This is a genomic window from Salinivibrio proteolyticus (genome assembly GCF_027286365.1).
Taxonomy (GTDB): domain Bacteria; phylum Pseudomonadota; class Gammaproteobacteria; order Enterobacterales; family Vibrionaceae; genus Salinivibrio; species Salinivibrio proteolyticus.
The window spans coordinates 1,445,710-1,471,566 of the sequence record NZ_CP114584.1 but is presented as its reverse complement, the minus strand read 5'-3'; the positions used below and the strand labels follow the sequence as shown (position 1 = coordinate 1,471,566).

The following is a 25,857-nucleotide window of genomic DNA, read 5'->3' as shown; positions in this document are numbered from 1 at the left end:
CATGGCCCCTGTTCCGCAGGGGCTTTTTTTAACGCTCAAGCAAAGGTGTTCCCCATGATAAAGCCCTGGTACAAGCAGTTCTGGCCTTGGTTCCTTATCGCGCTTCCCGCTTCTGTTGTTGTCGCCAGTTTGCTCACAGTGACAGTGTTCTCATTGAACTCAGTGTCGCTTGTGGCTGAAGATTATTATAAAAAAGGAAAAGCGATTAACGTCGACCTTTCTAAACTTCGTGTGGCGGCTCAAAAAGGGGTTTCCGCGAGTCTATCGACGACGCCGGACGCATTACGCATTGCGCTCAATAAAGGCGAACTTGAACGTTTCCCAACCCTTCGGGTACATGTCCAACACCGCACGCTAGAGCGGAAAGACATCAATGCGATGGTGAATCCGAACCAAGCGGGCATTTATCATATTGATCTTGCCGAGCCAATTGAGGGGCCGTGGTTTGTTGAGATCTCGTCGTTTGACGATAGTTGGAAGGTAAACGGACGTGTAAATTTCCCTCTCTCAAGTGATTGGACACTAAGCGGTAAGCAGTAATCATGACCCACTCCTGTTATCACTGTGGTGAGCCAGTTTTGACTGGCGACACCTATCAAGTTGTGATCTTTGATCAACCTCGTCTAATGTGCTGTCCCGGTTGCCAAGCAGTGGCAACCACTATTGTAGACAGTGGTTTGAGTTCTTATTATCAATATCGAACCACCCAAGCAGACAAAGCCGACCTCGTGCCGGAAGAGCTCAAATCACTGTCGCTATATGACAATGAAGATGTTCAACGTGAATTTGTTCGCGACCTTGCCGAACAAAAAGAAGTGACGCTGTCACTAGACGGTGTGTCATGTGCGGCTTGTGCATGGCTGATTGAAAAGCAATTGCAGCGCGCCCAAGGCGTGACGCATATCCAAGTCAATACAACCACGAACCGTGCGACTGTGCGTTGGGATCAAACCCAAACATCACTCAGCACTATTCTTACACACATTCACCAACTCGGTTACAAAGCTGCGCCGTTTGAAGCGGATAAGCAAGAGCAGCAATACCACCGCAATATGAAGCAATATCTCTATCGTCTAGGGATTGCAGGCCTCGCTACCATGCAAGTGATGATGCTTGCCGTGGCAATGTACTTTGAAGTCTTTGGCGATATGGATGAAACCTTCCGAAACTATTTCCGTTGGATAAGCCTTATCTTTGCGACTCCCGTGCTGCTTTACTCCGCGCTTCCGTTTTACACCAATGCGTGGCGAAACTTAAAAGCACGTACACTGGGTATGGATGTGCCCGTTTCTATCGCCCTGCTCTTTGCCTATTTTTCAAGTTTGTACGCGACCGTTACCGGCAAAGGCGAAGTCTTCTTCGAATCGGTCGCGATGTTTACCTTCTTCTTACTGTTGGGGCGTTTTCTGGAAATGCGGGCAAGACGCACAGCGGCGGCCGCGAGTGCAAATTTGCTCAAGCTGGTACCGAAAATGGCACGTTATCTTGATGGTGAAGCAGTGCCTGCTAATAGCCTCTCGGTCGGAGAAAAAATACGCGTGTTGCCAGGTGAGCCTTTCCCTGCCGATGGTGTGGTACTAACCGGCACAACCTCAGTTGATGAAGCAATGCTCACCGGCGAGTCACTGCCGCAAATGAAACAACAGGGAGACGTTGTTTACGCGGGGACCATGAATGTTGAAGGTAACGTCGACCTTGAAGTGACAGCCAATCATAAAGAGTCATTAGTTGCTAACATTGTTCGCCTACAAGATGAAGCACAAATGGCGAAGCCAAAAGTCGCTGTCCTCGCAGACAAAATTGCCCGCTATTTTGTCGCCGCTATTTTACTTATCTCCGCCTCAACGTGGTTATATTGGCATTTTGAGCGACCTGACGATGCATTTTGGATCATGCTGTCAGTGTTGGTGGCGACCTGCCCTTGTGCGCTGTCTTTAGCAACACCGACCGCATTAACCTGCTCAACCTCAACCTTTGGTCAGCTCGGTATTATGTTACGCCGCAGTCATGTGCTGGAGACGTTAACGAAAGTCAATCGGTTGGTTGTCGACAAGACGGGTACCCTGACAGAAGGTAAGATTGAGATCAGTGATGTCGCGATCGTCAATCCTGAATATGATGAACAAAACGTACTGGACATTGCCGCCAGCTTAGAAGCGTTTGCCAACCACCCGATTGCCCACGCTTTTCAGTTGAGAGCCTTAACGTATTATGACGTCGTTGACGCAGATAACCACATTGGGCTAGGTATCAGTGGCACAATTAACGGACAACATTGGCGGATCGGCAAGCCGGATTTTGCGCTGACCACCACAGAGACAGCATTTAGCCATTACCCAGTCGTGCTCTCGTGTGATGGTATGCCCATTGCCGCCTTCTCGCTCAATGACCCAATTCGTGATAGCAGTGCATCCTTAATTGCTGCGTTCAAACACGCAGGCATTCAAACCACCATGCTCACCGGCGATCAATCTGCCAATGCCGACATGGTCGCAAACCAGCTTGGCATTGAAACTGTGATATCAGGCGTATCGCCACAAGGAAAACTGGCGTATCTTCAAGAGCTTTCAAGCGATACGATTACATTAATGGTCGGTGATGGTGTTAATGATGCCCCTGTACTTGCAGGCGCACACCTCTCGGTGGCGATGGGTGGCGGTACCGACATCGCTAAAGCCTCCGCCGATATGGTGTTACTGAGCGATGATCTAGAAAAACTGCTTACGGCGAGACAACTCGCGCGCCGCACACGCCGTATCATTGCCGAAAACCTCGCATGGGCTTTAGGGTACAATGTCACCATTCTTCCCCTTGCGGTAATGGGGTTTGTCGCGCCTTATGTTGCCGTGGTAGGCATGTCAGCAAGTTCCATTATTGTGGTATCGAATTCACTCCGTCTGCTCAACCGAAAATAAGGAAATCTTATGGCCAGCCTTTATATTTTGATCCCAATTGCCATCATGCTGGTCTGTGTGGCTGCTGTGGTGTTTATTTGGGCGGTGAAGTCCGATCAATTTGAAGATTTAGAACGCCAAGGCTCATCAATCCTATTTGATGAGGAAGAGCCAGAGAAAAATGCGCAGCGTAACGAAAACGAATCCGACAACCAGCACTCATCCAAACATCCCTAAACGAGCCTTGTATGACTAACGTTGATTTTATTGGCGCCTTCGTCATTGGTTTGGTCGGTGCCGGGCATTGTATTGGGATGTGTGGTGGTGTGGCGGCAGCAATGTCACTCGGTATCCCCAAACATAAAGCGAAATGGCCCTACCTACTTTTGTATAACCTTGGACGCATTACCTCCTACACCATTGCAGGTGCACTGATTGGCGGTGCAGTTGCCTCTATTCTTGCCATGAGTGATCTCACCCATCAGCTGGCGGTCCTACGCCTTTTTGCCGCGGTGATGATGCTGTTGCTTGCGGCTTATCTGGCACATATCTGGAACGGCTTAAGTTATATCGAGCGGGTTGGTGGCAAATTGTGGCAGCGCGTCTCCCCGCTTTCCTCGAAGTTATTGCCGCTTAAATCACCAACCTATGCACTTCCATTTGGCTTAGTCTGGGGCTGGTTGCCCTGTGGACTGGTTTACTCTGCACTCAGTTGGTCAGCGGTTGCAGGTAGCGCATCAGGAGGCGCCGTGATTATGTTTGGCTTTGGTCTCGGTACTTTGCCTGCGATGATCACAGTGGGTGCACTTGCGGAGCGGATCAAACCCATACTCAATAATCGCCTAATACGTTTGACATGTGCTACATTGATGGCATTGTATGGGGTTTACACAGCGTATGGTGCATTAAAGTTACTTTTGTAGATAGACCTTAAGGATAAGGTCGACCAAGCACGCCATGATGGTGTAATATTACTAACGACGTTTTTTATTTCAGGCAGGTGTATGGTGTCTAATAAGATCATCACTCGGCGGGTACAGTCTGGTGGCTGTGCAATTCATTGTCAGGATTGCAGTATCAGCCAATTATGTATCCCTTTTACGTTAAATGAGCAAGAGTTGGATCAACTGGATAGCATCATTGAGCGAAAAAAACCTATTCAGAAAGGCCAAGAGTTGTTCAAAGCGGGTGATCATCTTCGAGCACTTTACGCAATTCGGTCAGGAACCATCAAAAGCTACACCATCACCGAACAAGGTGATGAACAAATTACCGCGTTCCATTTAGCAGGCGATCTGGTTGGCTTTGACGCCATCAACGAGAGGGAGCACCCAAGTTTTGCGCAGGCGCTTGAAACCTCGATGATCTGTGAAATTCCTTACGAAACGCTAGACGATTTGTCAGGCTCTATGCCAAAGTTAAGACAACAAATCATGCGGTTGATGAGTAATGAGATCAAAGGAGACCAAGATATGATCTTGCTCCTATCGAAGAAAACCGCAGAAGAGCGTCTTGCTGCCTTCCTTTACAGTCTTTCCAAACGATTTGCTCAGCGTGGATTTTCGCCTCGTGAGTTCCGGTTGACGATGACCCGTGGCGATATTGGTAACTATCTCGGCCTTACTGTTGAAACAATTAGCCGGTTGCTAGGTCGCTTCCAAAAATCAGAAATTCTTGCCGTGAAAGGGAAATACATCACGATTCTCAATCTGGAAGAACTGGCGCGTTTAGCGGGTGAAGAGTGCTAAGCTACCCTTTCAACATGTAAACAAATTCCTAATAAATGGCGCATTATGCGCCATTTCTCTTTTTTACTTCCCTATCTCGATTTTATATCGCTCTCTTAGATGTTGTGCGTTACATTGAAACTACACGGTGCATCTGTGCTAAGGAGGCAGATATGTCCAGGTATACAAATCTTCTGGTTGTGATCGACCCCGCCCAAGACCAACAACCCGCACTGTCTCGCGCAGTCACATTAAGTGAGCGTTGCGATGCGGATGTAAAACTGACCCTATTTCTTGCTATTTATGATTTCTCTTATGAAATGACCTCGATGCTCTCATCCGACGAGCGTCAAGCAATGCGAAATGGCGTGATGCACCAACGTGAAGAATGGATGAATGACATCATTCAGTCACACAACGCGCAACATTGTGATATTGAAAAAGAGGTGGTTTGGCATAACCGCCCTTATGAAGCCATTGTTGAGCGAGTATTGAGCCATCAGCATGACTTAGTGGTTAAGGCCACGCACAAGCATGACACCTTAGGCTCTGTGATTTTCACTCCAACTGACTGGCATCTATTACGCAAATGTCCAAGTTCTGTGTTGTTGGTGAAAGAACATGGATGGCCAGACAAAGGCAAAATCATTGCGTCCGTGCATGTTGCCTCTGAGAGCGAAACACACGCCATATTGAATGATAAACTCGTGGATGAAGGCGAAGTGATGAGCGCCATGCTTGGTGCTGAGCTTCATTTAGCCAATGCCTACCCGGCAACACCGGTGAACATTACCATCGAGCTACCAGAGTTTGACCCCACCTCATATACCGATGCGGTTAGAGGACATCACCTCACTGCCATGAAAGCGCTCCGCCAGCGTCACCACATTGAAGAGGCGCGTACACATGTACATGAGGGATTGCCTGAAGATGTTATTCCCGAGATCGCACGTGAATTAGATGCAGAGCTGGTGATTCTTGGCACAACAGGACGAACCGGCCTTTCCGCGGTCTTTATTGGTAATACGGCAGAACATATGATTGACCAACTGGATTGTGACTTGCTCGCCATCAAACCGGATGGTTACATCAGTCCACTTGATCCTCGCGCGAGCGATTAACCCTTCAACCCTAGCAGGCAGTGCGATTCACTGCCTGCTGCTGGCATTTATAGTCAAAATCCGTATCATACCCGCCATTCATGCATTCACTGCAGCGCAACGTGGTTGCGCTGCCCATCACGCGAAAGTACTTATGAGCACGCAAGAGCTGACCAAAGCACAAAAATACGGGTTTAATAAACTGCAAAAGCGCATTCGCCGTAATACCGGCCAAGCCATTGCTGACTTCAATATGATTGAAGATGGCGATCGTATCATGGTGTGCTTATCTGGCGGAAAAGACAGTTACACGCTGCTAGATATGCTACAAAGCTTGCAAAAAAGCGCTCCCATTTCGTTTGAGCTTATCGCGGTCAACTTAGACCAAAAACAGCCCGGCTTTCCCGAGCATATCTTGCCAGAGTATCTTGAGAGTCTCGGTGTCGAGTATAAGATTGTTGAAGAAGACACCTACTCGATTGTGAAAGATAAAGTGCCGGAAGGCAAAACAACGTGCTCACTCTGCTCACGCTTACGTCGCGGTATTTTGTATCGTACGGCTAAAGAGTTGGGAGCCACTAAAATTGCCTTGGGCCACCATCGCGACGACATCCTTGAAACCTTATTCTTGAACATGTTTTATGGCGGCAAAATGAAAGGCATGCCACCCAAGCTTGTCTCAGATAACGGGGAACATGTGGTGATCCGTCCTCTGGCCTATTGTCGCGAAAAAGACATTGAACGTTACTCGGAGCAAAAAGCGTTTCCGATTATTCCATGCAATCTATGTGGCTCGCAGCCTAACCTGCAACGCCAAGTGATCAAGGATATGCTGCGTGATTGGGACAAGCGTTTTCCTGGACGTATTGAGACCATGTTTCGCGCGATGCAAAATGTGGTGCCTTCGCACATGGCTGACTTCAACTTGTTTGATTTCAAATCAGTGGCAGCAGGTATGGCCTATGAAGGTGATGGAGACACTGCCTTCGATAAAGAAACCTTTACCAATCCGACACCCGATAATGATGATGTGGTTGAGGTAGACCCGGCATTAACATTAGATGTGATGAACGTGAGCCACTAGCTAACCCGTTCGTTATCGTAAAAAAGCGCTCCAAGAGCGCTTTTTTTCTATCAAGAGGAAGGGTCTTTTGGTAGCCAAGGTGATATTTTAATTGGCGTGGCTGGAAGCGTTAAGCGTGACTCCGGTAGCAACGCACTGGCATCAATGGTCACTTTACGGTTCTCAATCACGTACGATTGGCCGGTTGTTGATACCACATTACCGCTAACATCTGGTCCAAAATGCACCACGACACCCTGCGTTTTCGGCATAAACCACGACGCGAACATACCGCCGAGATTATTCATCATCGCATCCATTTGAGGCAACCAGCCTTGAATTTGCTCCCCCGTCAATTGCTGATCAACCGGCGTATTCACTAGAACCTGAAAAGAGATGTCGCAGGTCATGCCCGCTGGAGTTTCCACAAACACATCTGGGTTCACTTTGCGTAACTGGTTATCTAGTGGCAGTGGCAATGCTTGCGATGGCGGGATATCAAAGGCTTCGTAATGTTCCTTTTTGCGCATCCACGCTCGAGATATGGGGCACACCTCGCCGGTGTCAGGCGAAACCATAAAATACGCGACACCAATATCTGGGTGCCCTTCTTCAACATTATGCTTGAGCTGAGTGAACAATTTGCTGTAGCTAAATCTCATGGTATCGGCATGGGCAGGCAAGCTCATACAAGCTGCCAGTACCAATGCACTGGTTAATTTTTTCATGGACACTCCGTGTACGGGCTAAACGCCAATCAGGCATCAAAAGTATCGTTGCCTGACGAATGGGATGTTTCAGGGGTGGCATTGTTATCGTTATTTTGTGACACCGTCACTTCGACGCCGACACCAAACATTTCTCGGTAAATCACACCCTTAACATTGAACAGAAAGGGTAATGCCCAAACCAATGCAAAGCCAGCGGTAACAAAAGAAATGAGAAATAGCACGCCGACCACCGCATAAATGGTGGCAAGGGCGAGCACTTTCTTGTTGACGGCACGGAAAGACACCGCCAGCGCCTTTAACGGCGTCAAACGCTTTTCACAAATCAGTAGCGGTGCCATTGAAAAGGCCATCGCGACATATAAGCTCAATAATGGAAAAATCATACTGGCGACGCTTTGTAACGTCGCAGACAAACAAATCACCACGGTGACAGGCAGTGCAAACGCCAACCCCTTAACTAGATGGCGAGGTTTGGACCTAAACCCAATTGCATGCGCCAACCCCATCAAGCTTGCACCTGCATACAAGGGGGCGATCAGCACCTCAGAGGTAAAGTTAGATAACCACACGGATGACACCATATCTGTGGTCATTTCGCGCTGCCCGACTAACCCCTCGAATAAATGAGAGGGATCGCCCAGAAGTAACGTCAACATCAACACTAGAATACCAACTTGAACGGCAAATAAGCATAAAGCCGCGGGCAGAAAGGACCAGAAGTGTTTAAATGTCAGCGAGAACGCTTCTTTAATAATCTCAAATGGCTCGAGGCGATATCGACCGTTGAGTGCGGTCTCTATCGACCCACCAATATGTAGCGCATTGTTGAAATCTTGTTGACTCATAATCGTTATTTGTCATGACTGTTGTTGACAGTATATCTGACTGTTGCCAATAGCCAAAAACCAATCTCACCAGAAAACAAGGAATCCGTGCTATTTTTACCCAACGTTAACATCAAGGATGTTTCATGATTTACCCATGATAGCGGCTGATTAGAGCACGGCGAAAATGTGTAAAAAATTGCTTTAACTTAGCAGGATGCACGTCTATCATGCGCCGTCTATTTTATGGGTAAATCCGCGAACAACAATTTGCCAGGTAGGGAGAGAACGAACCATTGAACCACGCGCATGTATCTCACAAACCGGTTGTTGAGCTTAAATCTCTGACCAAAAGCTTTGACGGCAAAGAAATCATTTCCCGTTTCAATCTCACCGTTAACGATGGTGAATTTCTGACTATCCTCGGCCCTTCTGGCTGCGGGAAAACAACCGTATTACGTCTTATCGCTGGCCTTGAAGATGCGGACAGCGGCCGTGTCATTATCGATGGAAAGGATGTCACAGATATCCCCGCCGAACAGCGCCACGTAAATACGGTATTCCAGAGCTACGCCCTTTTCCCGCACATGAGCGTATTCGAAAACGTTGCGTTCGGACTGCGGATGCAAGGTGTGGATCGTACGACGATCGAGCCTCGGGTGATGGAAGCACTGCGTATGGTGCAACTTGACCATTATGCGTCGCGTAAGCCACATCAGCTATCTGGTGGCCAGCAACAACGTGTTGCAATTGCTCGTGCCGTTGTCAATAAACCGAAAGTGTTGTTGTTAGATGAGTCTTTATCCGCGCTAGATTATAAGCTGCGTAAGCGCATGCAAATGGAGCTCAAACAGCTACAACGTAAACTGGGGATCACCTTTATCTTTGTCACACATGACCAAGAAGAAGCACTGTCGATGTCCGATCGGATATTAGTGATGCGTGATGGTGAAATCGAGCAAGACGGTAGCCCTCGTGAGATTTACGAAGAGCCGAAGAACCTGTTTGTGGCACGCTTTATTGGTGAAATCAATGTGTTCGATGCTACCGTGATTAAACGGATGGATGAGCAACGCATTTGGGCGCGTATTGAGTCACGTGAATGTGAGGTCTACTGCAAACTGGATGTAGGTGCCGGCGATCAAGTCAAAGTCTTGCTGCGCCCAGAAGACATTCGCATTGAAGAAATTAGTGATGATGCTAACCCCAATGGCCTAATTGGCTACGTGCGTGAGCGTAACTATAAAGGCATGACGCTAGACTCTGTGCTCGAGATGCCATCAGGGCAAACCGTGATGGTCAGCGAATTCTTTAACGAAGATGATCCGGATGTTGACCACTCACTCGACCAAAAAGTGGCAATCACTTGGGTTGAAAGCTGGGAGGTGGTATTGGCCGATGAAAAAGCTTAACCTGCAAACCGCCATCATTGGCTTGGTTGTCGGTTGGTTATTGGTTTTTGTCTTTATGCCCAACCTGATGATCATCATCACCAGTTTCTTAACCCGTGACGATGCCAACCTGATTGAGATGACCTTCACACTCAGTAACTATGCCAAGTTACTGGATCCTCTCTACGCCAAGGTGGTGTGGCATTCGTTCTATATGGCAGCCATCGCGACTCTGATTTGCTTGTTAATCGGTTACCCGTTCGCGTTTATCATCGCCAGAATGCCAAAACGGATGCGCCCGTTAATGCTCTTTTTGGTCATTGTGCCCTTCTGGACGAATTCACTGATCCGTACCTATGGCCTTAAGATTTTTCTCGGCACGCGCGGCTTATTGAACGAAAGCCTGATGTGGCTCGGCGTGATTGAGCGCCCCATTCGCATTATGTATACCGAATACGCGGTCATGATTGGTCTTGTCTACATCTTGCTACCGTTTATGATTTTGCCCTTGTATTCCAGCATTGAAAAGCTAGACAACGCGTACCTTGAAGCGGCACGCGATCTTGGGGCGAATACGGTTCAACGTTTTATTCGCGTGATCCTTCCCTTAACCACACCGGGGATTATTGCTGGCAGTTTGTTGGTATTACTGCCCGCCTTGGGTATGTTCTATGTCTCTGATTTATTGGGTGGGGCGAAAAACCTCCTGATTGGTAATGTGATTAAGAGCCAAATCCTCAATGTACGAGATTGGCCATTTGGTTCCGCAGCCAGTATTTCTCTGACCGTTCTCATGGGTCTGATGTTGTTCGCCTATTGGCGGGTTGGCAAATGGATGAACCGTAAGGAGACACTTGCATGAGCCGCATCTTACGCAGTGGATTCTTATCCTTAGTTTATGCCTTTTTGTATATTCCAATCATTATATTGATTGTGAATTCCTTTAATGCCAGCAAGTTTGGGATGAACTGGAAAGGCTTTACTTGGAAATGGTATGAGCAGCTTATCAACAATGACAGCTTGGTTCAGGCGGCAGGGAACTCGCTCACCATCGCGATTTTCTCTGCCTCTGCGGCGGCAATTATCGGTAGCCTCACGGCAGTCGCCTTGTTCCGCTATCGCTTTCGTGGCAAGCAATTCGTTAATGGTATGCTGTTCGTGGTGATGATGTCGCCTGATATCGTGATGGCCATTTCACTGTTGGCATTATTTGTCTTGATGGGCGCACAATTGGGCTTTCTTACTTTGCTGCTCTCGCACATCACCTTCTGTTTACCATTCGTGGTGGTCACCGTGTACAGCCGCTTAAATGGCTTTGATGTCAAAATGCTTGAGGCAGCTCGCGATTTAGGCGCCAGTGAGTGGGTCATTCTGACCAAAATCATTCTGCCCCTTGCCGCGCCTGCGGTGGGCGCGGGCTGGTTACTGAGTTTCACGCTCTCCTTGGATGATGTGATTGTTAGCTCTTTCGTGACGGGCCCAAGTTATGAAATTTTACCTTTGAAAATCTACTCAATGGTTAAAGTTGGCGTCTCACCCGAAGTTAATGCCTTAGCGACCATCATGCTAATGGTATCGCTCGTCTTAGTCATGTGCTCACAATGGCTGGCTAAAGATCGACTAAAATAAACCTTTCCTCGGGCTGCTGCCCCGCTAGCAGCCCGCTTCATGTTGTCTGTAATGTCTAGGAGTTTTCACCATGACCAAATGGTCTTCACTCTCTGCGTTGGCGCTGCTGGGTGCGTCACTGGTCCCATCAACGGCTTCAGCTGAAGATGATGTTCTCTACTTTTACAACTGGTCCGAATACATTCCAGCATCCGTGCTAGAAGAATTTACCGAAGAAACCGGTATTGAAGTCATGTATTCCACCTATGAGTCCAATGAGACCATGTATGCGAAATTAAAGACGCATCCTGAAGGCTATGATTTGGTTGTTCCCTCAACCTATTACGTCTCCAAAATGCGTCAGGAAGGCATGCTGCAGAAAGTGGATAAAACCAAGCTAAGCCACTTTGACGGCCTTGACCCAGATAACCTGAACAAACCCTTTGATCCCGATAACCAATACTCTATCCCTTATATCTGGGGAGCAACGGGCATTGGGGTCAACACTGATTTTATGGATAGCAGCGCTGTCTCTCGCTGGGCCGATCTGTGGGATCCGAAATGGCAGGGTCAATTGCTGATGATGGATGACTCGCGCGAGCTCTTCCACATCGCACTGCGTAAGCTGGGCTATTCAGCCAATACCACCAATCCGGATGAGATTAAAGCCGCCTACGAGGCGCTGCGTGAGCTAATGCCAAATGTATTGGTATTTAACTCCGATTTCCCTGCCAACCCCTACCTTGCCGGCGAAGTCACCTTGGGGATGCTTTGGAATGGCTCTGCGTATATGGCCCGTCAAGAAGGCGCTCCCATTGAGATTGTTTGGCCAGAAGAAGGCGCTATCTTTTGGATGGATAGCCTTGCCATTCCCGCCAACGCTAAACATGTCGACGCAGCGCACAAGATGATCGACTTCTTGCTGCGTCCAGAAAACGCTGCGAAGCTCGCACTCGAAATTGGCTACCCAACACCCGTTAAAGCGGCTTATCCGCTGTTACCGGCTTCCTTTAAAAATGATCCTAATATTTACCCACCGAAAGCGGTGATGCAGGCCGGTGAATGGCAAAACGCGGTCGGTGATGCCAACCGCTTATACGAAGATTATTTCCAGCGCTTAAAGGCGGGGATATAATAACGAGACGCTGGGGCCTGAGGGCCCCTTTTTACTGTTCAAGGGCGAGGATTTCATCCACCAGCGCCGGTACGAGCGTGCTGGCTTTGCCGTAACGGCGTTCACTGAACTCACTTTCAACCGCACTAGGCTCCAAGTTGATTTCAATGGTGTGAGCCCCATGCATCGCCGCTTCATGTACAAATCCCGCCGCGGGATAGACTGCACCAGACGTCCCAATAGAGACGAATAAATCAGCTTGGGTGAGTGCATCATGGATTTGTCCCATCCCCAGTGGCATCTCGCCAAACCAAACCACATGAGGACGAAGGGGCGCAGGCATTTGACAGCAATGACAGTGATCAGCCTCAGTAATATCCCCTACCCAATCAATGGTCTGTTGCGAGTGGCTGCAGCGTGCTTTGAGGAGCTCGCCATGCATATGAATGATGTGCTGCGTGCCGGCACGTTCATGAAGATCATCAATATTCTGCGTGACCACCAGCACAGTGGCATCACTCTCTTTTTCTAAACGGGCTAGCGCGTCGTGTGCCGCATTGGGCACTACACCGGATTGAAGCTGGCGACGGCGGTCATTATAAAACTGCTGAACCAATCGCGGATTACGCGCAAAGCCTTCTGGCGTCGCGACATCTTCAATATGGTGCTCTTCCCACAGGCCATCTTGGTCACGAAAGGTACGAATACCCGACTCTGCAGAAATGCCCGCGCCGGTAAGCACAACAATGTGTCGGTAGGGAAATGTCATAGCCCATCCTTGAATTTTTTATCTAACACCTTCATTTATAACACCCAAATTGAAACCTTTGAAGCATGGTGGCTTTAGACCTTGGTCGCGAAATGGTTTCCTTAGGAAAAAATGCTCGACAGCGATCACGAACCGCTAATGCAACGACTGGCTAGACCAATCAATCGGTCCGCTTGGGTTACAATACTCACTTGTTTATCGCTTTTGTTAACAATTATGCAACTTGAACGTTATTATAGTGAGCAGGACGGAAAACTGCTTTTTACTCGCCAGCAAGCCAGTGACTTTGCTAAACGTGTTGCCGGTGACTTTAACCCTATCCACGATACTGAGGCATCACGCTTTTGTGTACCCGGCGATCTTCTGCTCTCTATTTTGCTTGCAAAGATTGGGATCAGTGAGCATATTCAGATTCATTTTAATGGCATGATCAGTGCGAACACGCCATTAAAGATTGTCGAAACCGAGCATGAAGTCACTGTGGTCGATGAAAACCAAAAGCTCTATCTTACCCTGACCCGCCGCGGTGCTGTGCGACACGACCCTGCGCTTGCTAACGAAATTGCTCAGCACTATGTACAGTTTTCAGGTAAAAACTTTCCCCATATCATGGTGCCATTGATGCGTGAGCAGCAGATGATGATCAATACCGATCGTCCGCTGGTGATGTATGAGAACATGAGTCTGTCGTTTGATGATTTACAAATTAGCTCGGCAGAAGTTGCCCTTTCTAGCTCAACCATGAGTGTCAACGGTAAACGTGGTAAGGTCGATCTCTCGTTTGATTTTATGGTTGGAGATAGGCGTGTCGGTCATGGTTGCAAGACAATGGTCGCCAGCGGGTTACGCCCTTATTGTGAAGACGCGATTCAAGATTTGGTTGAGCGTTTTAATGCCCGCAAGCAAGCATACTGTACGACTTAGTTTTTTGCATTTTATCTGCACCCATGTTTCGCCCTGATCTATAGTTAGATGAGGGCGTTTTTATAGGAAAGTTATTATGCAATCCAGTAGCTTAGTTGAGCGTATCGATAAATTACCGAAGATCCCCAAAATTGTGCAAGAACTGATTGATTTGGTAAACAGTGACAGTGCCGATCTCAATCAAATTGCGGACAAAATTTCATACGATCAAGTGATTTCAGCCCGAGTACTCCGCTTATCAAATTCCGCCTATTTTGGACGAGCCCGGAACATTGGCTCTGTCAATGAGGCAGTCATTCGGCTTGGGCTTGGCCCCGTGCGCACCCTCGTCGTTTCAAGTGCATTAATGAGTGCGTTTGACGTCGATAGCGAATTGGATATCGACGCATTTTGGCAGCACACCTTTGAAGTAGCGACCATCAGCAAAGCGCTCGCGGGCTCATTAAAAATGGATCCGAATGAGGCGTTTACTGCGGGGATGCTTCATAACTTGGGCGAATTGCTGATCATGACCACCGCTTATGAACAGCTTGATAGGATCAATCTACATATAGAAGCGGGTAAACCCAAGCAAGAAGCGCAGGAACTCATTTTAGGTGTCACCAGCGCAGAGTTAGGCGGTGAGTTAGCACGTAGGTGGAATTTTCCTGATCGGCTTTGCGATGCGATTCGCTATCAATTTACGCCCGTCCATCAAGAACAATTCTCGCCACTGGCCGGTATCTTACGACTGGCGGGAAAAGTCGACGAATCATGGCAGGAGTTTGTCACCACCGACTCCAAGCTCGAGTGGCTTAATCAGCAGCTCGAATACAATATGCTCGGCTTTCCTAAAACCGTGGTCGCCGCCGTTGATGATGTGATCGGCAAAGGCCGTGAAATGGCGAAGATGCTGAAATAGTTAAATCTGACTATACATAGAATACAAGCGCCATCGCCATCCAGCATGGCGCTTTTTGGTTGTCACCGAACGTTGCCATTGCAGCCAAATAAACGCGGTATCTGTTTATACATCACCTTGCTAGAAACAATGGCGAATATCTAAATACTTTTGCCGAATGTGCTCAATGAGTAAGCGGATCTTCTTTGGTGGCTGACGGGTAAACGGGTACACGGCATAAATCCCCAATCGCTTGCCCACCTGATCGGGAAATAGATCAATCAAGTCGCCCCGAGTAATATCCTGATAAACCAAACAACGCGGGACATACGCAATACCGTGTCCCCCAAGCGCGCCTTTCCTCAATGCAATGGGGTTATCCGTCGAGATATTCCCCGACACTTTAATCATTTGGTTTTTGCCCTCACCTTTAAATTCCCAATCACTTGCCCCTGTGGTTTGATAGGCATATTGCAAACAGTTATGGGCTTTCAGATCATGAGGTTGCTGCGGACGACCATGACGTGCAATGTAGCCCGGTGCGGCACAAACCACCCATTGAGAGTCGAGAATATGCCGGGCAATCAAACTGGAGTCCTCGAGATAACCGGTACGGATTACCAAATCAAACCCTTCATCAATCAAATCAACAAAACGGTTTTCTAACGACATATCAATGGTAAGCCCCGGGTATTGGCTACAAAATTCCGCGACTGCCTCTGCTAACAGTAACTCACCAGAAATTGTTGGTACCGAGATTTTGATATGGCCACTGATCGCCTCACCAAAGCCCGAGACAGCATCAAAGGCTTCATCAGCGGCTTGCTTCACAGTTTTTGCGCCTTGATAGAGTGTCCGCCCCGCATCCGTCAGTGTCAGCTTTCGGGTTGTTCGATACAACAACTGAACGCCTAGAGTCTCCTCCAGCTTCTTAATCCGTTTACTAACGACTGAATTTGTAAGGGAATTTATTTCGGCAACTTTGCTGAAGGAACCATATTCAGCGACTTGAGCAAAAAGTACGAGATCGTCTGTTTTCGGCATATTATGTCAATTATGGAAGTAATCATTTTCATTATTTCCATATATCAAGAAAATGTAAACGAGTAATGTCACATCCAGTTAACATCACGTCATCACGATGTCAGCAAAAAAACAACAGATGCGACAGCATAAAAATACGATGGCGTGCCTTGCTTTTACGTGAACTAACGGAAGAGACGTCTAAAAGGACAGACTATGACTGATACCCTCTACGCCCTTGTTGCGTTTTCCCCCATCGTGGTTGCTGCCATTTTGCTGGTGGGATTAAATTGGCCCGCCAAAAAGGCGATGCCAGTGGCATTTATCATGACAGTGTTAATCGCACTATTCCAGTGGCAAATGAGCCTTACTCGTGTCTCAGCCTCGATTTTACAAGGACTAATCATTACAGCCGCTGTCCTCTGGATTGTCTTTGGCGCGATTTTGCTGCTCAATACATTGAAACACACCGGTGCGATTACCGTGATCCGTAATGGTTTCACCAATATTTCAGATGACCGGCGTATTCAAGCCATTATTATCGCTTGGTGTTTTGGCTCTTTCATTGAAGGCGCGTCAGGATTTGGGACCCCCGCGGCCATCGCTGCCCCTTTGTTGGTTGCGATAGGCTTTCCTGCGCTGGCCGCCGTTGTGATTGGTATGATGATCCAATCCACGCCCGTCTCTTTCGGAGCAGTGGGAACCCCTATCATTGTCGGCGTCAATAAAGGGCTTGATAGCCACACTATTGGGCAAACATTACTGGCTAACGGCAGTGACTGGGCCAACTATTTACAAGCTATCACCACCCAAGTCGCACTCATCCATGCCATGATTGGCACCCTAATGCCACTATTGATGGCCATGATGTTGACCCGCTTTTTCGGCAAAAACAAAAGCTGGCGCGAAGGATTGGCCGTGGCGCCATTCGCCATTTTTGCGGGGTTAGCCTTTACCATTCCTTATGCCTTGACCGGGTGGTTACTCGGTCCTGAATTCCCCTCGCTACTTGGTGGATTAGTGGGTATTGTCCTAGTCACCACTGCGGCACGGAAAAACTTTCTTGTTCCCAAAAAGCACTGGGACTTTGATGATGCCTCTACGTGGCCAAGTCAATGGTTAGGCTCGCTTAAAATGGATCTTAAGGTTCAGGAAAAGCCCATGAACATGGCCATGGCTTGGGCGCCTTATTTACTCTTGGCACTGTGTTTGGTGATCAGCCGCGTCAGTCCAACGGTAAAATCACTACTAACAGATGTGAGCTTAAGTTTTAACGCGCTATTGGGAGAAACCGGCATTAACGCGGCGATTCAACCTTTGTATCTTCCTGGTGGGATCCTCGCATTCGTCGCCTTAGTTGCCACCTTACTTCACAGCAAACGCCTCCAGCCTCTATTCAAAGCAGCGAATGAGTCTAGTAAAACACTCATCGGTGCAGGCTTTGTGTTGGTGTTTACCATTCCTATGGTGCGTATATTTATTAACTCAGGTGTGAATGCCGCCGATTTGGTCAGTATGCCAGTGATGACAGCGCGGTTTGCTGCGCAACTGGTGGGTGATGGTTTCCCTGCTCTTAGCGCCACCATTGGTGCATTAGGGGCCTTCATCGCCGGCTCAAATACCGTCTCGAATATGATGTTTAGTCAGTTTCAATTTGAAGTCGCACAAACACTGGGCGCATCAACCGTCACCGTGCTGGCACTTCAGGCCGTCGGTGCGGCAGCAGGTAATATGATTGCCATTCACAACGTCGTTGCCGCCTCCGCCACTGTGGGCTTATTAGGGCGCGAAGGCGCGACCTTACGTAAAACTGTGTTACCTACGATTTACTACCTGATTGCCGCTGGGGTAATTGGCATCATCGCGATACATGTGATTCAAGTTGCTGACATCCTGATGGCGGCGTAATCTGACGATGATAGGCCGAGCGCAGAACTCGGCCTGATTGACCTAACTCAAGCGGGCCAGCCAGGCTGACCCTCAGCCTTTTTGAATATATGGAAGGAAAGGAACGCTTATGAACACCCCATCACGTTTGTCCTCATCACAACAACAAGCATTGATACAAACGCTGACGGATATTGTCGGTCACAAGAACCTACTGACGGATGCAAGTCATACCCAGCACTATCGCACTGGGTTTCGCTCTGGAGGAGGCAGTGCGCTGGCGGTCATTTTCCCGACCTCATTAGTGATGCAATGGCGTGTCTTGCAAGCCTGTGTTGACGCCGATGTGGTGATCATCATGCAAGCCGCGAATACGGGCTTAACCGAAGGATCGACGCCGAAGGGCGATGACTATGACCGCGATGTGGTGATAATCAATACCACACGATTAGACGGCTTACAGCTGCTTGATCAGGGCAAGCAAGTGATCAGCTTTCCGGGGACCACACTTCATCACTTAGAGCAAACCTTACGCCCTCTTAACCGAGCCCCGCACTCTGTGATTGGCTCGTCGTGTATTGGCGCATCGATTGTCGGTGGTGTGGCCAATAATTCTGGTGGCGCGTTGGTTAAACGTGGCCCTGCCTATACAGAATATTCGCTCTTTGCGCAGTTAAACGAAGCCGGTGAGCTAGTCTTGGTCAATCATTTAGGGATTGCGCTTGGCGACGACCCGGAAACCATTCTCGCCCGTGTCGAACGCGGCGATTATCGTCCTGAAGACATTACCACGGATACGCGCAAAGCCTCCGCGCATGATTACGAGCAAATCCTCCGTGATGTCGACGCAGATAGCCCTGCACGGTATAACGCCGATAAACACCGTCTTCATGAAGTGAGTGGCTGTGCAGGAAAACTGGCAGTGTTTGCGGTCAGGCTAGATACCTATCCCATTCCAGAGCGTGAAAAGGTGTTCTATATCGGCACCAACAATCCTGATGTTTTGTACCAGTTACGTCGTCGTGTGCTCAGCGAGCTGTCACATCTTCCCGAAGTGGCAGAATACATGCATCGCGAGGCCTTTAATATTGCTGAACGATATGGCAAAGACGTGTTTTTAGCCATTGGCCGACTAGGGACGGACAGCATTCCTAAAATGTTTGCCTTAAAAGCCCAAATTACCGCGTGGCTGGATAAAGTGCCCTTGCTGCCCAATTCACTGCCGGATAAAGTCATGCAGTACGCTAGCCAGCTTTTTCCGCAGCATTTGCCTTCTCGTATGCTCGCGTTCCGTGACCGCTTTGAGCATCATTTGATTTTTAAAGCATCAGACGAAGGTATTGAGGAAAGCTCGCAATTCTTGACGCAATTTTTTGCCGACCATGATGACAGCGACTTTTTTGTCTGTACCGAAGAGGAAGCCAAAAAAGCCATGCTTCACCGCTTTGCTGCTGCCGGCGCAGCGATTCGCTATCACACCATGCACAGCAATGATGTGGAAGATATTCTCGCGCTTGATATTGCATTGAAGCGCAATGAAAAACATTGGGTCGAGCAACTGCCTGATACCATTGAGTCACAGTTGGTCACCAAGCTCTATTACGGACACTTTTTCTGTCACGTCTTTCACCAAGACTACATTGTGAAAAAAGGTGCCGATGTACATGCAATTAAGGCAAAAATGCTTGCCCAGCTCAACGAACGCGGCGCGAAATACCCTGCCGAGCATAACGTGGGGCATCTCTATGCCGCCGAGCCCGATTTAGCTCATTTCTACCATCAGCTTGACCCAACCAATAGTTTTAACCCGGGGATCGGAAAAACCAGTAAGAAAAAATACAGTGCAGACTGTCAGTGCCTTGATCACCAGCTTCGTCATCGAGCAAGTCAGGACACGTCACCCGCCACGCATGAGCACTAAACCGACCTGCAAACCCGCCAACCGTTAGGCGGGTTCTTTTTAAAGCATGGGTTTCTCGCGAATAAAACGCGCAAAGCGTGGGATGCCCTTTTCCGTCACACCATTGTGCCTAACCAAAATGGTACTGCCGATTTCAGGTGGTTCAGCCCGCTGTGCATCGCTAAAGCCTGATCCCACGCGAAATTCAGTACCATCCGCAAGACGTACCACTAAGGCCCCCATCAAGCCTTGTAACCGACCTTTTCCGGGCGTCATACCAACAACGATGGCATCTTTCTCTTGGTAGGTTTTTAGCTTGACCAAGCTCTCTACCCGATCTCCTAAGTACAGGCTATCGGGATGATGCAGCATCAACCCTTCTCCCCCCGATTCATTGATGGCAATAAGCTGTGCTTGGAGCGCGTCATTGTCAGTCACTGGCGTTTGCTTTACCAAGGCTAAGAACGGCGATGCGCTGTTGGCGACTATCTTTTTCAGTGCTGCATAGCGATCAGAAAACGGGCCAGGTTCATCCGGTAAATCAAACGCATAAAAACGAACGTTCTGCCACGCGTCAGGGTCTGGTTTATCGTCCAACACGGTACGCAACACGGTTTGAAACTCGCCTCTTCCGGCCCATAACTCACCATCTAAAGCCGTCGTTGGTAGCGTTCGTATCAATGCATCCGGTGCGTGAATGGGATTTCCTTGTCGGGTTAAGAATTGCGTGCCCGTCCAATAGGCGCGGATCCCATCCAGTTTTTCACTGGCCCAATAGCCACGATAGTCATGTTCGGCAATCTGCCCGTCAACACCATGCATCAACGCTGGCGCGGACGGTGCAGCATCCCCATCACTGCTAGGAAACAGGGTAAACGCGGAGAGTAAGCATAAAGTAACAGGATTTAGGCGTGCCATGCATTCCTCCTTAGTGGTTAAGGAGCATACGCTAGCGCGATAAAAGGCGTCTCGACATGCCTTTATTTTTTGTTGGTAGAGAATTTGCGTTCACGGTGAACAATGTGCAGGTGTTACATCGCCCACCGTGAAATGACTCGTGAAACCTCGTCCGCTGCGCAATCAAGAACCATCAAGCTTGGCTGGCAAACGCATAGATAAAGGTGCCATTTTTTATTGCATCAATCACGCGCGCGGATAAGTAGCTAGGTAACGCCGGGCAGCCCCAGCTTCTACCTAATTGGCCGCTTTGTTTAATCACCTTAGGATGAGCATAATCGGCACCGTGGATCACAATCGCTCTTGCGCGCGCATTATCGTTTAAGCCCTTCGAAAGCCCATCTAAACGCAGTGAGTAGCCATGTTTACCATGATAGGTTTCAGCCGCACGATAAACCCCTAATGATGTTTGCAAGGAATTAATCTGATTCGAGAAACGCTTTGCGTAAAGGGCGCCACTATTCTTGCCATGAGAGACATAAGAGCGAAATAGCACTTGGCGTTTTTTCACATTGATCACCCAAAACCGCTTTTCTGACGACGGTTTGCCGTAATCAATCAGCGTCATCACCGGCTTGCTACTTTGGTTGTGCTTAAAATGGCGATACGCATCAGAAAAGGCCTGATACGACACCTCACCGGCGAGGTTGAGAGACTGATATAAACCACTGACCTCATCTTTAAAACTGGCCCATACTGTGGTTGGCATGCTGAGCGCTAACACATAAAAAACTACCCGATACCAAGGGACCACACCTGCTTGTTTCATTTTTCTGCTCCTTACTTTGCCACTGCAACACGAACGACCGAGCCGTTTGTTGTCCGTATTGGCAAAAACAAAAACCGTGCCATTTGACACGGTTTTTATTAACTATTGATATTTATATAAATTAATTATCGTTCACGATTTATCCATTCACTGACGTCACACGGCGGCACGACCTTGCCGCGTTTAAATCGCCGCAATGGCGTTTTTAATCCGCTTGTCTGAAATCGGATAAGGCGTACCCAGTTGCTGCGCGAAGTAACTCACTCGAAGCTCTTCAATCATCCAGCGTATAGCTTTTACCTCATCAGGGAGAGTTTTACCTTTCGGTAACTTATTCAGCAACGCCTTATAGTCATTCATCACAGATTCAATCTTGAGCATATGACTGCGATCTCGCGCTGGATCAATCGGCAGCTTCTCTAACCGACGCTCTATCGCTTTCATATAGCGTAAAATATCGGGCAGCCGCTGCCAGCCTGATTCGGTAGCAAAGCCTTTGTAAATCAGCCCTTCTAGTTGAGCTTTGATATCCGACATCGCAAACGCCATCGAAAGATCCACTTTGCCTTTTAGCTTTTTATTGATGCTAAAGGCATGGGTTAAAATCTGTTCGACCTGTTGAGCAATATCCACCACGGTATCACCTAGCTCCGCACGCACCGTCTCTTTAAGGGCTTCGAATGCTTGCGCTTCCCAGGTTAACCCGCCGTGTTGCTCAATGAGCTTATCCACGCCACAGGCGATACAGTCATCAATCAAATCCAAAACACGGCCATAGGGGTTAAAATACAGACCGAGTTTCGACTTGTTGGGCAAATGGGTGTGCAGGTATTTTATCGGCGATGGCACATTGAGCAAGACCAGTCGACGCTGCCCCGCTTGCATGGCTTTATGTTGTTGATCTTCCGTTTCGAAAAGGCGGATCGCGACACTGTCTTTTTCATCGACTAAAGCCGGATACGCTTTGACTTCAAACCCGCTGCGCTTTTGCTGGTAGCGTTTCGGCAGTTCCCCAAATGTCCATTGGGTGAGTCCTTGCTGTTCAATGTCATCATCTGCCACATCCGATAACGTCGCTTGCACCTTATCTTTCAGTGACAGTTTCAGTGCATGAAGATCTTCGCTTTCAGCCAAGGTGCGATTTTTATCATCCACAACGCGGAATTGAATGCGCAGATGCTCTGGCAATTGCGCCACATTCCAGCTGTCGCGCGCAATGGTGACACCGGACATCTGCTTTAGGGCTTTTTCCATGCTATCGAGCAAAGGCGCTTCCATGGGCGTCACTCGTTGCAAGACCGCATCCGCATAGTTTGGTGCCGGAACAAAGTTACGTCGTAACGGCTTAGGCAAAGATTTAATCAGCGCGACAATTAGCTCGTGACGTAGCCCGGGGACGTGCCAATCAAAGCCTTCTTCTGACACCTGGTTAAGGATCGGCAGTGGGATATGCACCGTCACCCCATCGTGGTCTTGGCCCGGCTCGAATTGGTAGCTTAATTTGAGTTTTAGGTTGCCCTGATACCAAAAGTTAGGGTAATCCAGCTCCGTGACATGGCTAGCGTCGCCTTGCAATAGCATGGCTTTTTCAAAGTTAAGCAGGTCCGGATTGTCTTGACGTGCCTTTTTCCACCAGGTATCGAAGTGACGCCCACTGACCACGCTATGATCGAGGCGCTGATCGTAAAAGTCGAACAAGGTATCATCGTCTGCCAAAATATCGCGCCGGCGAGATTTGAGCTCGAGCTCCTCCACTTCCGCCAACAGCTTTTGGTTTTGGCGGAAAAAGGCATGTTTGGTCTGCCAATCTCCCTCAACCAATGCCGAACGAATAAACAGCTCACGGCTAAGCACCGGATCGATGGCGCCATAATTGACTTTACGGCTGGCGACAATCGGGATCCCGTATAGCGTGACCTTCTCGCTGGCCATGACAGCCGCTTGCTTGCGTGACCAATGTGGTTCACTGTAGCTGCGCTTAATCAAATGCTGCGCCAGTGGCTCCACCCATTCAGGTTGGATACGCGCAACAATTCGCCCCCAGAGTTTCGAGGTTTCAACCAGTTCGGCAACCATCACCCATTTAGGCTGCTTTTTGAAAAGCCCAGAACCCGGGAAAATATGGAACCGTGCATTCCGCGCGCCTTGGTATTCGTTCTTTTCTTGGTCTTTCAGGCCAATGTGGCTTAATAGCCCGGCGAGCAGGGCCATGTGAACGGCCTGATAACTGGCAGGCTCTTGGTTGAATTGTGCATTTTGCTCTTTCATTACTTGGGTGATTTGATAGTGAACGTCTTGCCACTCTCGCACCCGCAAGTAATTGAGATAGTCTTTTTTGCACTGTTTACGGAACTGGTTATTCGATAGCGCTTTTTGCTGCTCTTTGACGTAGTCCCAAAGGTTTACATAGGCCAAAAAGTCCGATTCTTTATCGGCAAAACGACGGTGCTTTTCATCCGCTTGTTGCTGCTTATCCGCTGGACGCTCACGCGGGTCTTGGATTGCTAAGGCCGCGGCAATCACCATCACCTCATTTAAGGCACCATGCTTGGGCGCCTCAATCACCATGCGTGCCAAACGCGGGTCAATCGGCAGTTTGGCCAAGGTTTTACCAATCGCGGTCAGCTTACGTTTATCAGTGGCTTGGCCGGGCTTGATCGCCCCCAGCTCTTCGAGCAAACGGACACCATCTTTGATGTGACGGCTATCAGGCGGCTGAACGAACGGAAAGGCTTGAATATCACCGAGCCCTAATGCCGTCATTTGTAAGATCACCGAAGCCAGATTAGTCCGCAGAATTTCTGGGTCGGTAAATTCAGGACGGCCTAAAAAGTCCTCTTCGCTATACAGGCGCACACAAATGCCTTCCGACACACGGCCACAGCGCCCTTTACGCTGGTTAGCACTGGCCTGTGAAATCGGCTCAATTGGCAATCGCTGCACCTTAGTTCGGTAACTATAGCGAGAAATACGCGCCGTACCGGGGTCAATCACATACTTAATGCCCGGAACGGTTAGCGAGGTCTCAGCGACGTTGGTGGCCAGTACAATCCGGCGCCCCGAGTGAGATTGAAATACACGATTTTGCTCGCCTGCAGAAAGCCGCGCGTATAAGGGTAAAATTTCGGTGTCGCGCAGTTGACGACGCTGAAGGTAATCGGCGGTGTCGCGGATCTCACGCTCACCGTTCATAAAAATCAGGATATCACCCGGCCCTTCAAGGCAAAGCTCATCGACCGCATCGCTGATCGCTTCCAGCTGGTCACGATCGCTATCGTCCTCTTCCACCAAGGGGCGGTAGCGCACTTCCACCGGATAAGTACGGCCAGACACCTCTATCATAGGCGCGTTATTGAAGTGCTTAGAAAAACGTTCAGGATCGATGGTTGCCGAGGTAATGATGACTTTGAGATCGGGGCGCTTGGGCAATAACTCGCGCAAATAGCCGAGAATAAAGTCGATATTTAGGCTGCGCTCGTGGGCTTCATCGATAATGATGCAGTCGTACTGATTCAGATACCGATCGTGCTGAATTTCGGCCAGTAAGATCCCGTCCGTCATCAGTTTGACTTGCGTCGCCTCTGAGACTTTGTCATTAAAGCGCACTTTATAGCCGACGCTGCTGCCTAACTCAACGTCAAGCTCTTCAGCAATCCGTGAAGCGACCGAGCGTGCAGCCAAGCGACGTGGCTGAGTGTGACCTATGGTACCGGCGACGCCTAGCCCAAGCTCCATACAGATTTTGGGCAGCTGAGTGGTTTTGCCTGAGCCCGTTTCACCCGCAATGATCACGACTTGGTTGTTCGCGATTGCCTCGGCAATGTCATCTTTCTTCTGACTGACTGGCAACTCTTCCGGGTAGCGAACGGTTGGCGTATTGGCTCGACGGGCGAGCAGGCGCTGCATACTCTGCGCCATTTCAGCGGCAATTTGATCGTACACCGCCTGTTTGGCGTCGTCTTTTTTGATTTTTTGTGCGCCATGGATGCGCTTTTTAAAACGAAAACGGTCTTGCAGCATACAATCGTTTAACGCTGCAAACAGTGTCTCTGACGTGTTGTGATGACGTGAACTCAAGGCGATTCCTGCTTACTGCTTAATCTTTTAAGGCGTTTATCAGTGTCACAGCCGATAAATAAGGTTGATTGGAGACGCATCCTATCACAAAGTAAAAAGAAACAAAGCCGCGCCATCGACGTGCAAACCGCCAATACGGTGTTGCTAAAGTAAACGTATTGCCCGTTCACTACGTACTCAGTGTGTAAATACGGCCAATAAACTCCGCAGTTTGGGAGA

Annotated in this window: 22 protein-coding genes; 15 read left to right on the top strand and 7 right to left on the bottom strand. The window is 48.8% G+C overall.

From position 1 onward, the window contains the following. The first annotated feature begins 54 nt into the window (after positions 1-54). The 7 genes from N7E60_RS07080 (at position 55) to ttcA (ending at position 6,805) form a co-directional block, all read left to right on the top strand. On the top strand, positions 55-540 hold the full coding sequence (locus N7E60_RS07080) for a FixH family protein (protein WP_077456154.1): 486 nt from the start codon (positions 55-57) through the stop codon (positions 538-540). Positions 541-542: 2 nt separating this feature from the next. After that, positions 543-2,915 (top strand): heavy metal translocating P-type ATPase, encoded by a 2,373-nt coding sequence (locus N7E60_RS07075; RefSeq protein WP_269598508.1) that lies wholly within the window; start codon positions 543-545, stop codon positions 2,913-2,915. 9 nt (positions 2,916-2,924) lie between these two features. After that, a complete protein-coding gene (ccoS, locus tag N7E60_RS07070; protein WP_069587692.1) occupies positions 2,925-3,131 on the top strand; it encodes a cbb3-type cytochrome oxidase assembly protein CcoS in 207 nt (68 codons plus the stop codon). 11 nt (positions 3,132-3,142) lie between these two features. Beyond that, positions 3,143-3,817: a sulfite exporter TauE/SafE family protein gene (locus N7E60_RS07065; protein ID WP_096628368.1), complete on the top strand. Its 675-nt coding sequence runs from the start codon at positions 3,143-3,145 to the stop codon at positions 3,815-3,817. An 81-nt stretch (positions 3,818-3,898) separates the two neighbouring features. After that, a complete protein-coding gene (locus N7E60_RS07060) occupies positions 3,899-4,642 on the top strand; it encodes an FNR family transcription factor (protein WP_077640996.1) in 744 nt (247 codons plus the stop codon). Between the two features lie 152 nt (positions 4,643-4,794). Continuing rightward, positions 4,795-5,742: a universal stress protein UspE gene (gene uspE / locus N7E60_RS07055; protein ID WP_269598507.1), complete on the top strand. Its 948-nt coding sequence runs from the start codon at positions 4,795-4,797 to the stop codon at positions 5,740-5,742. A gap of 133 nt (positions 5,743-5,875) precedes the next feature. Next, positions 5,876-6,805: a tRNA 2-thiocytidine(32) synthetase TtcA gene (ttcA, locus tag N7E60_RS07050; protein ID WP_069587685.1), complete on the top strand. Its 930-nt coding sequence runs from the start codon at positions 5,876-5,878 to the stop codon at positions 6,803-6,805. Between the two features lie 50 nt (positions 6,806-6,855). On the opposite strand, the gene N7E60_RS07045 is transcribed toward ttcA, so the two are convergent. Together N7E60_RS07045 and N7E60_RS07040 are read right to left on the bottom strand one after the other, a co-directional pair. Continuing rightward, the gene (locus N7E60_RS07045) at positions 6,856-7,512 is read right to left on the bottom strand and encodes a DUF2987 domain-containing protein (protein WP_269598506.1); all 657 of its coding nucleotides are present in this window, start codon (positions 7,510-7,512) and stop codon (positions 6,856-6,858) included. Between the two features lie 29 nt (positions 7,513-7,541). Continuing rightward, positions 7,542-8,360, bottom strand: coding sequence for a DUF2189 domain-containing protein (locus tag N7E60_RS07040; protein WP_069587681.1), 819 nt, complete (start codon positions 8,358-8,360; stop codon positions 7,542-7,544). Positions 8,361-8,635: 275 nt separating this feature from the next. On the opposite strand from N7E60_RS07040, the gene potA reads away from it, so the two are divergent. From potA to N7E60_RS07020, 4 genes are all read left to right on the top strand, one after another. After that, entirely contained in the window at positions 8,636-9,751 is a 1,116-nt protein-coding gene (gene potA / locus N7E60_RS07035) for a spermidine/putrescine ABC transporter ATP-binding protein PotA (protein WP_069587679.1), read from the top strand. Further along, a complete protein-coding gene (gene potB / locus N7E60_RS07030; RefSeq protein ID WP_077456146.1) occupies positions 9,738-10,592 on the top strand; it encodes a spermidine/putrescine ABC transporter permease PotB in 855 nt (284 codons plus the stop codon). The genes potA and potB overlap by 14 nt, the downstream gene beginning before the upstream one ends. Beyond that, a complete protein-coding gene (gene potC / locus N7E60_RS07025; RefSeq protein WP_069587677.1) occupies positions 10,589-11,359 on the top strand; it encodes a spermidine/putrescine ABC transporter permease PotC in 771 nt (256 codons plus the stop codon). Before potB ends, potC begins: the two co-directional genes overlap by 4 nt. A 70-nt stretch (positions 11,360-11,429) precedes the next feature. Beyond that, positions 11,430-12,473, top strand: coding sequence for an extracellular solute-binding protein (locus tag N7E60_RS07020; RefSeq protein ID WP_269598505.1), 1,044 nt, complete (start codon positions 11,430-11,432; stop codon positions 12,471-12,473). A 31-nt stretch (positions 12,474-12,504) separates the two neighbouring features. Here the strand turns inward: N7E60_RS07020 and cobB are convergent, their stop codons facing one another. Beyond that, on the bottom strand, positions 12,505-13,221 hold the full coding sequence (gene cobB, locus N7E60_RS07015) for a Sir2 family NAD+-dependent deacetylase (protein ID WP_269598504.1): 717 nt from the start codon (positions 13,219-13,221) through the stop codon (positions 12,505-12,507). A 216-nt stretch (positions 13,222-13,437) separates the two neighbouring features. Here cobB and N7E60_RS07010 point away from each other — a divergent pair, with 216 nt between their 5' ends. Together N7E60_RS07010 and N7E60_RS07005 are read left to right on the top strand one after the other, a co-directional pair. After that, positions 13,438-14,145, top strand: a complete 708-nt coding sequence (locus N7E60_RS07010; protein ID WP_269598503.1) for a DUF3581 family protein — start codon at positions 13,438-13,440, stop codon at positions 14,143-14,145. A 76-nt stretch (positions 14,146-14,221) separates the two neighbouring features. Continuing rightward, positions 14,222-15,046: an HDOD domain-containing protein gene (locus tag N7E60_RS07005; protein WP_077456142.1), complete on the top strand. Its 825-nt coding sequence runs from the start codon at positions 14,222-14,224 to the stop codon at positions 15,044-15,046. Positions 15,047-15,166: 120 nt separating this feature from the next. Here the strand turns inward: N7E60_RS07005 and N7E60_RS07000 are convergent, their stop codons facing one another. Then, positions 15,167-16,069 (bottom strand): LysR family transcriptional regulator, encoded by a 903-nt coding sequence (locus N7E60_RS07000; protein WP_269598502.1) that lies wholly within the window; start codon positions 16,067-16,069, stop codon positions 15,167-15,169. Between the two features lie 195 nt (positions 16,070-16,264). Here N7E60_RS07000 and N7E60_RS06995 point away from each other — a divergent pair, with 195 nt between their 5' ends. Together N7E60_RS06995 and dld are read left to right on the top strand one after the other, a co-directional pair. After that, a complete protein-coding gene (locus N7E60_RS06995; protein ID WP_269598500.1) occupies positions 16,265-17,956 on the top strand; it encodes an L-lactate permease in 1,692 nt (563 codons plus the stop codon). A 109-nt stretch (positions 17,957-18,065) separates the two neighbouring features. Further along, positions 18,066-19,856 (top strand): D-lactate dehydrogenase, encoded by a 1,791-nt coding sequence (gene dld / locus N7E60_RS06990; RefSeq protein ID WP_269598499.1) that lies wholly within the window; start codon positions 18,066-18,068, stop codon positions 19,854-19,856. A gap of 39 nt (positions 19,857-19,895) precedes the next feature. Here the strand turns inward: dld and N7E60_RS06985 are convergent, their stop codons facing one another. From N7E60_RS06985 to hrpA, 3 genes are all read right to left on the bottom strand, one after another. After that, positions 19,896-20,753 (bottom strand): DNA ligase, encoded by an 858-nt coding sequence (locus tag N7E60_RS06985; RefSeq protein WP_077641006.1) that lies wholly within the window; start codon positions 20,751-20,753, stop codon positions 19,896-19,898. Between the two features lie 172 nt (positions 20,754-20,925). Next, on the bottom strand, positions 20,926-21,561 hold the full coding sequence (locus N7E60_RS06980; RefSeq protein ID WP_269598498.1) for a murein L,D-transpeptidase catalytic domain family protein: 636 nt from the start codon (positions 21,559-21,561) through the stop codon (positions 20,926-20,928). Positions 21,562-21,744: 183 nt separating this feature from the next. Next, positions 21,745-25,581 (bottom strand): ATP-dependent RNA helicase HrpA, encoded by a 3,837-nt coding sequence (gene hrpA, locus N7E60_RS06975; protein ID WP_269598557.1) that lies wholly within the window; start codon positions 25,579-25,581, stop codon positions 21,745-21,747. Positions 25,582-25,857: the final 276 nt, after the last annotated feature.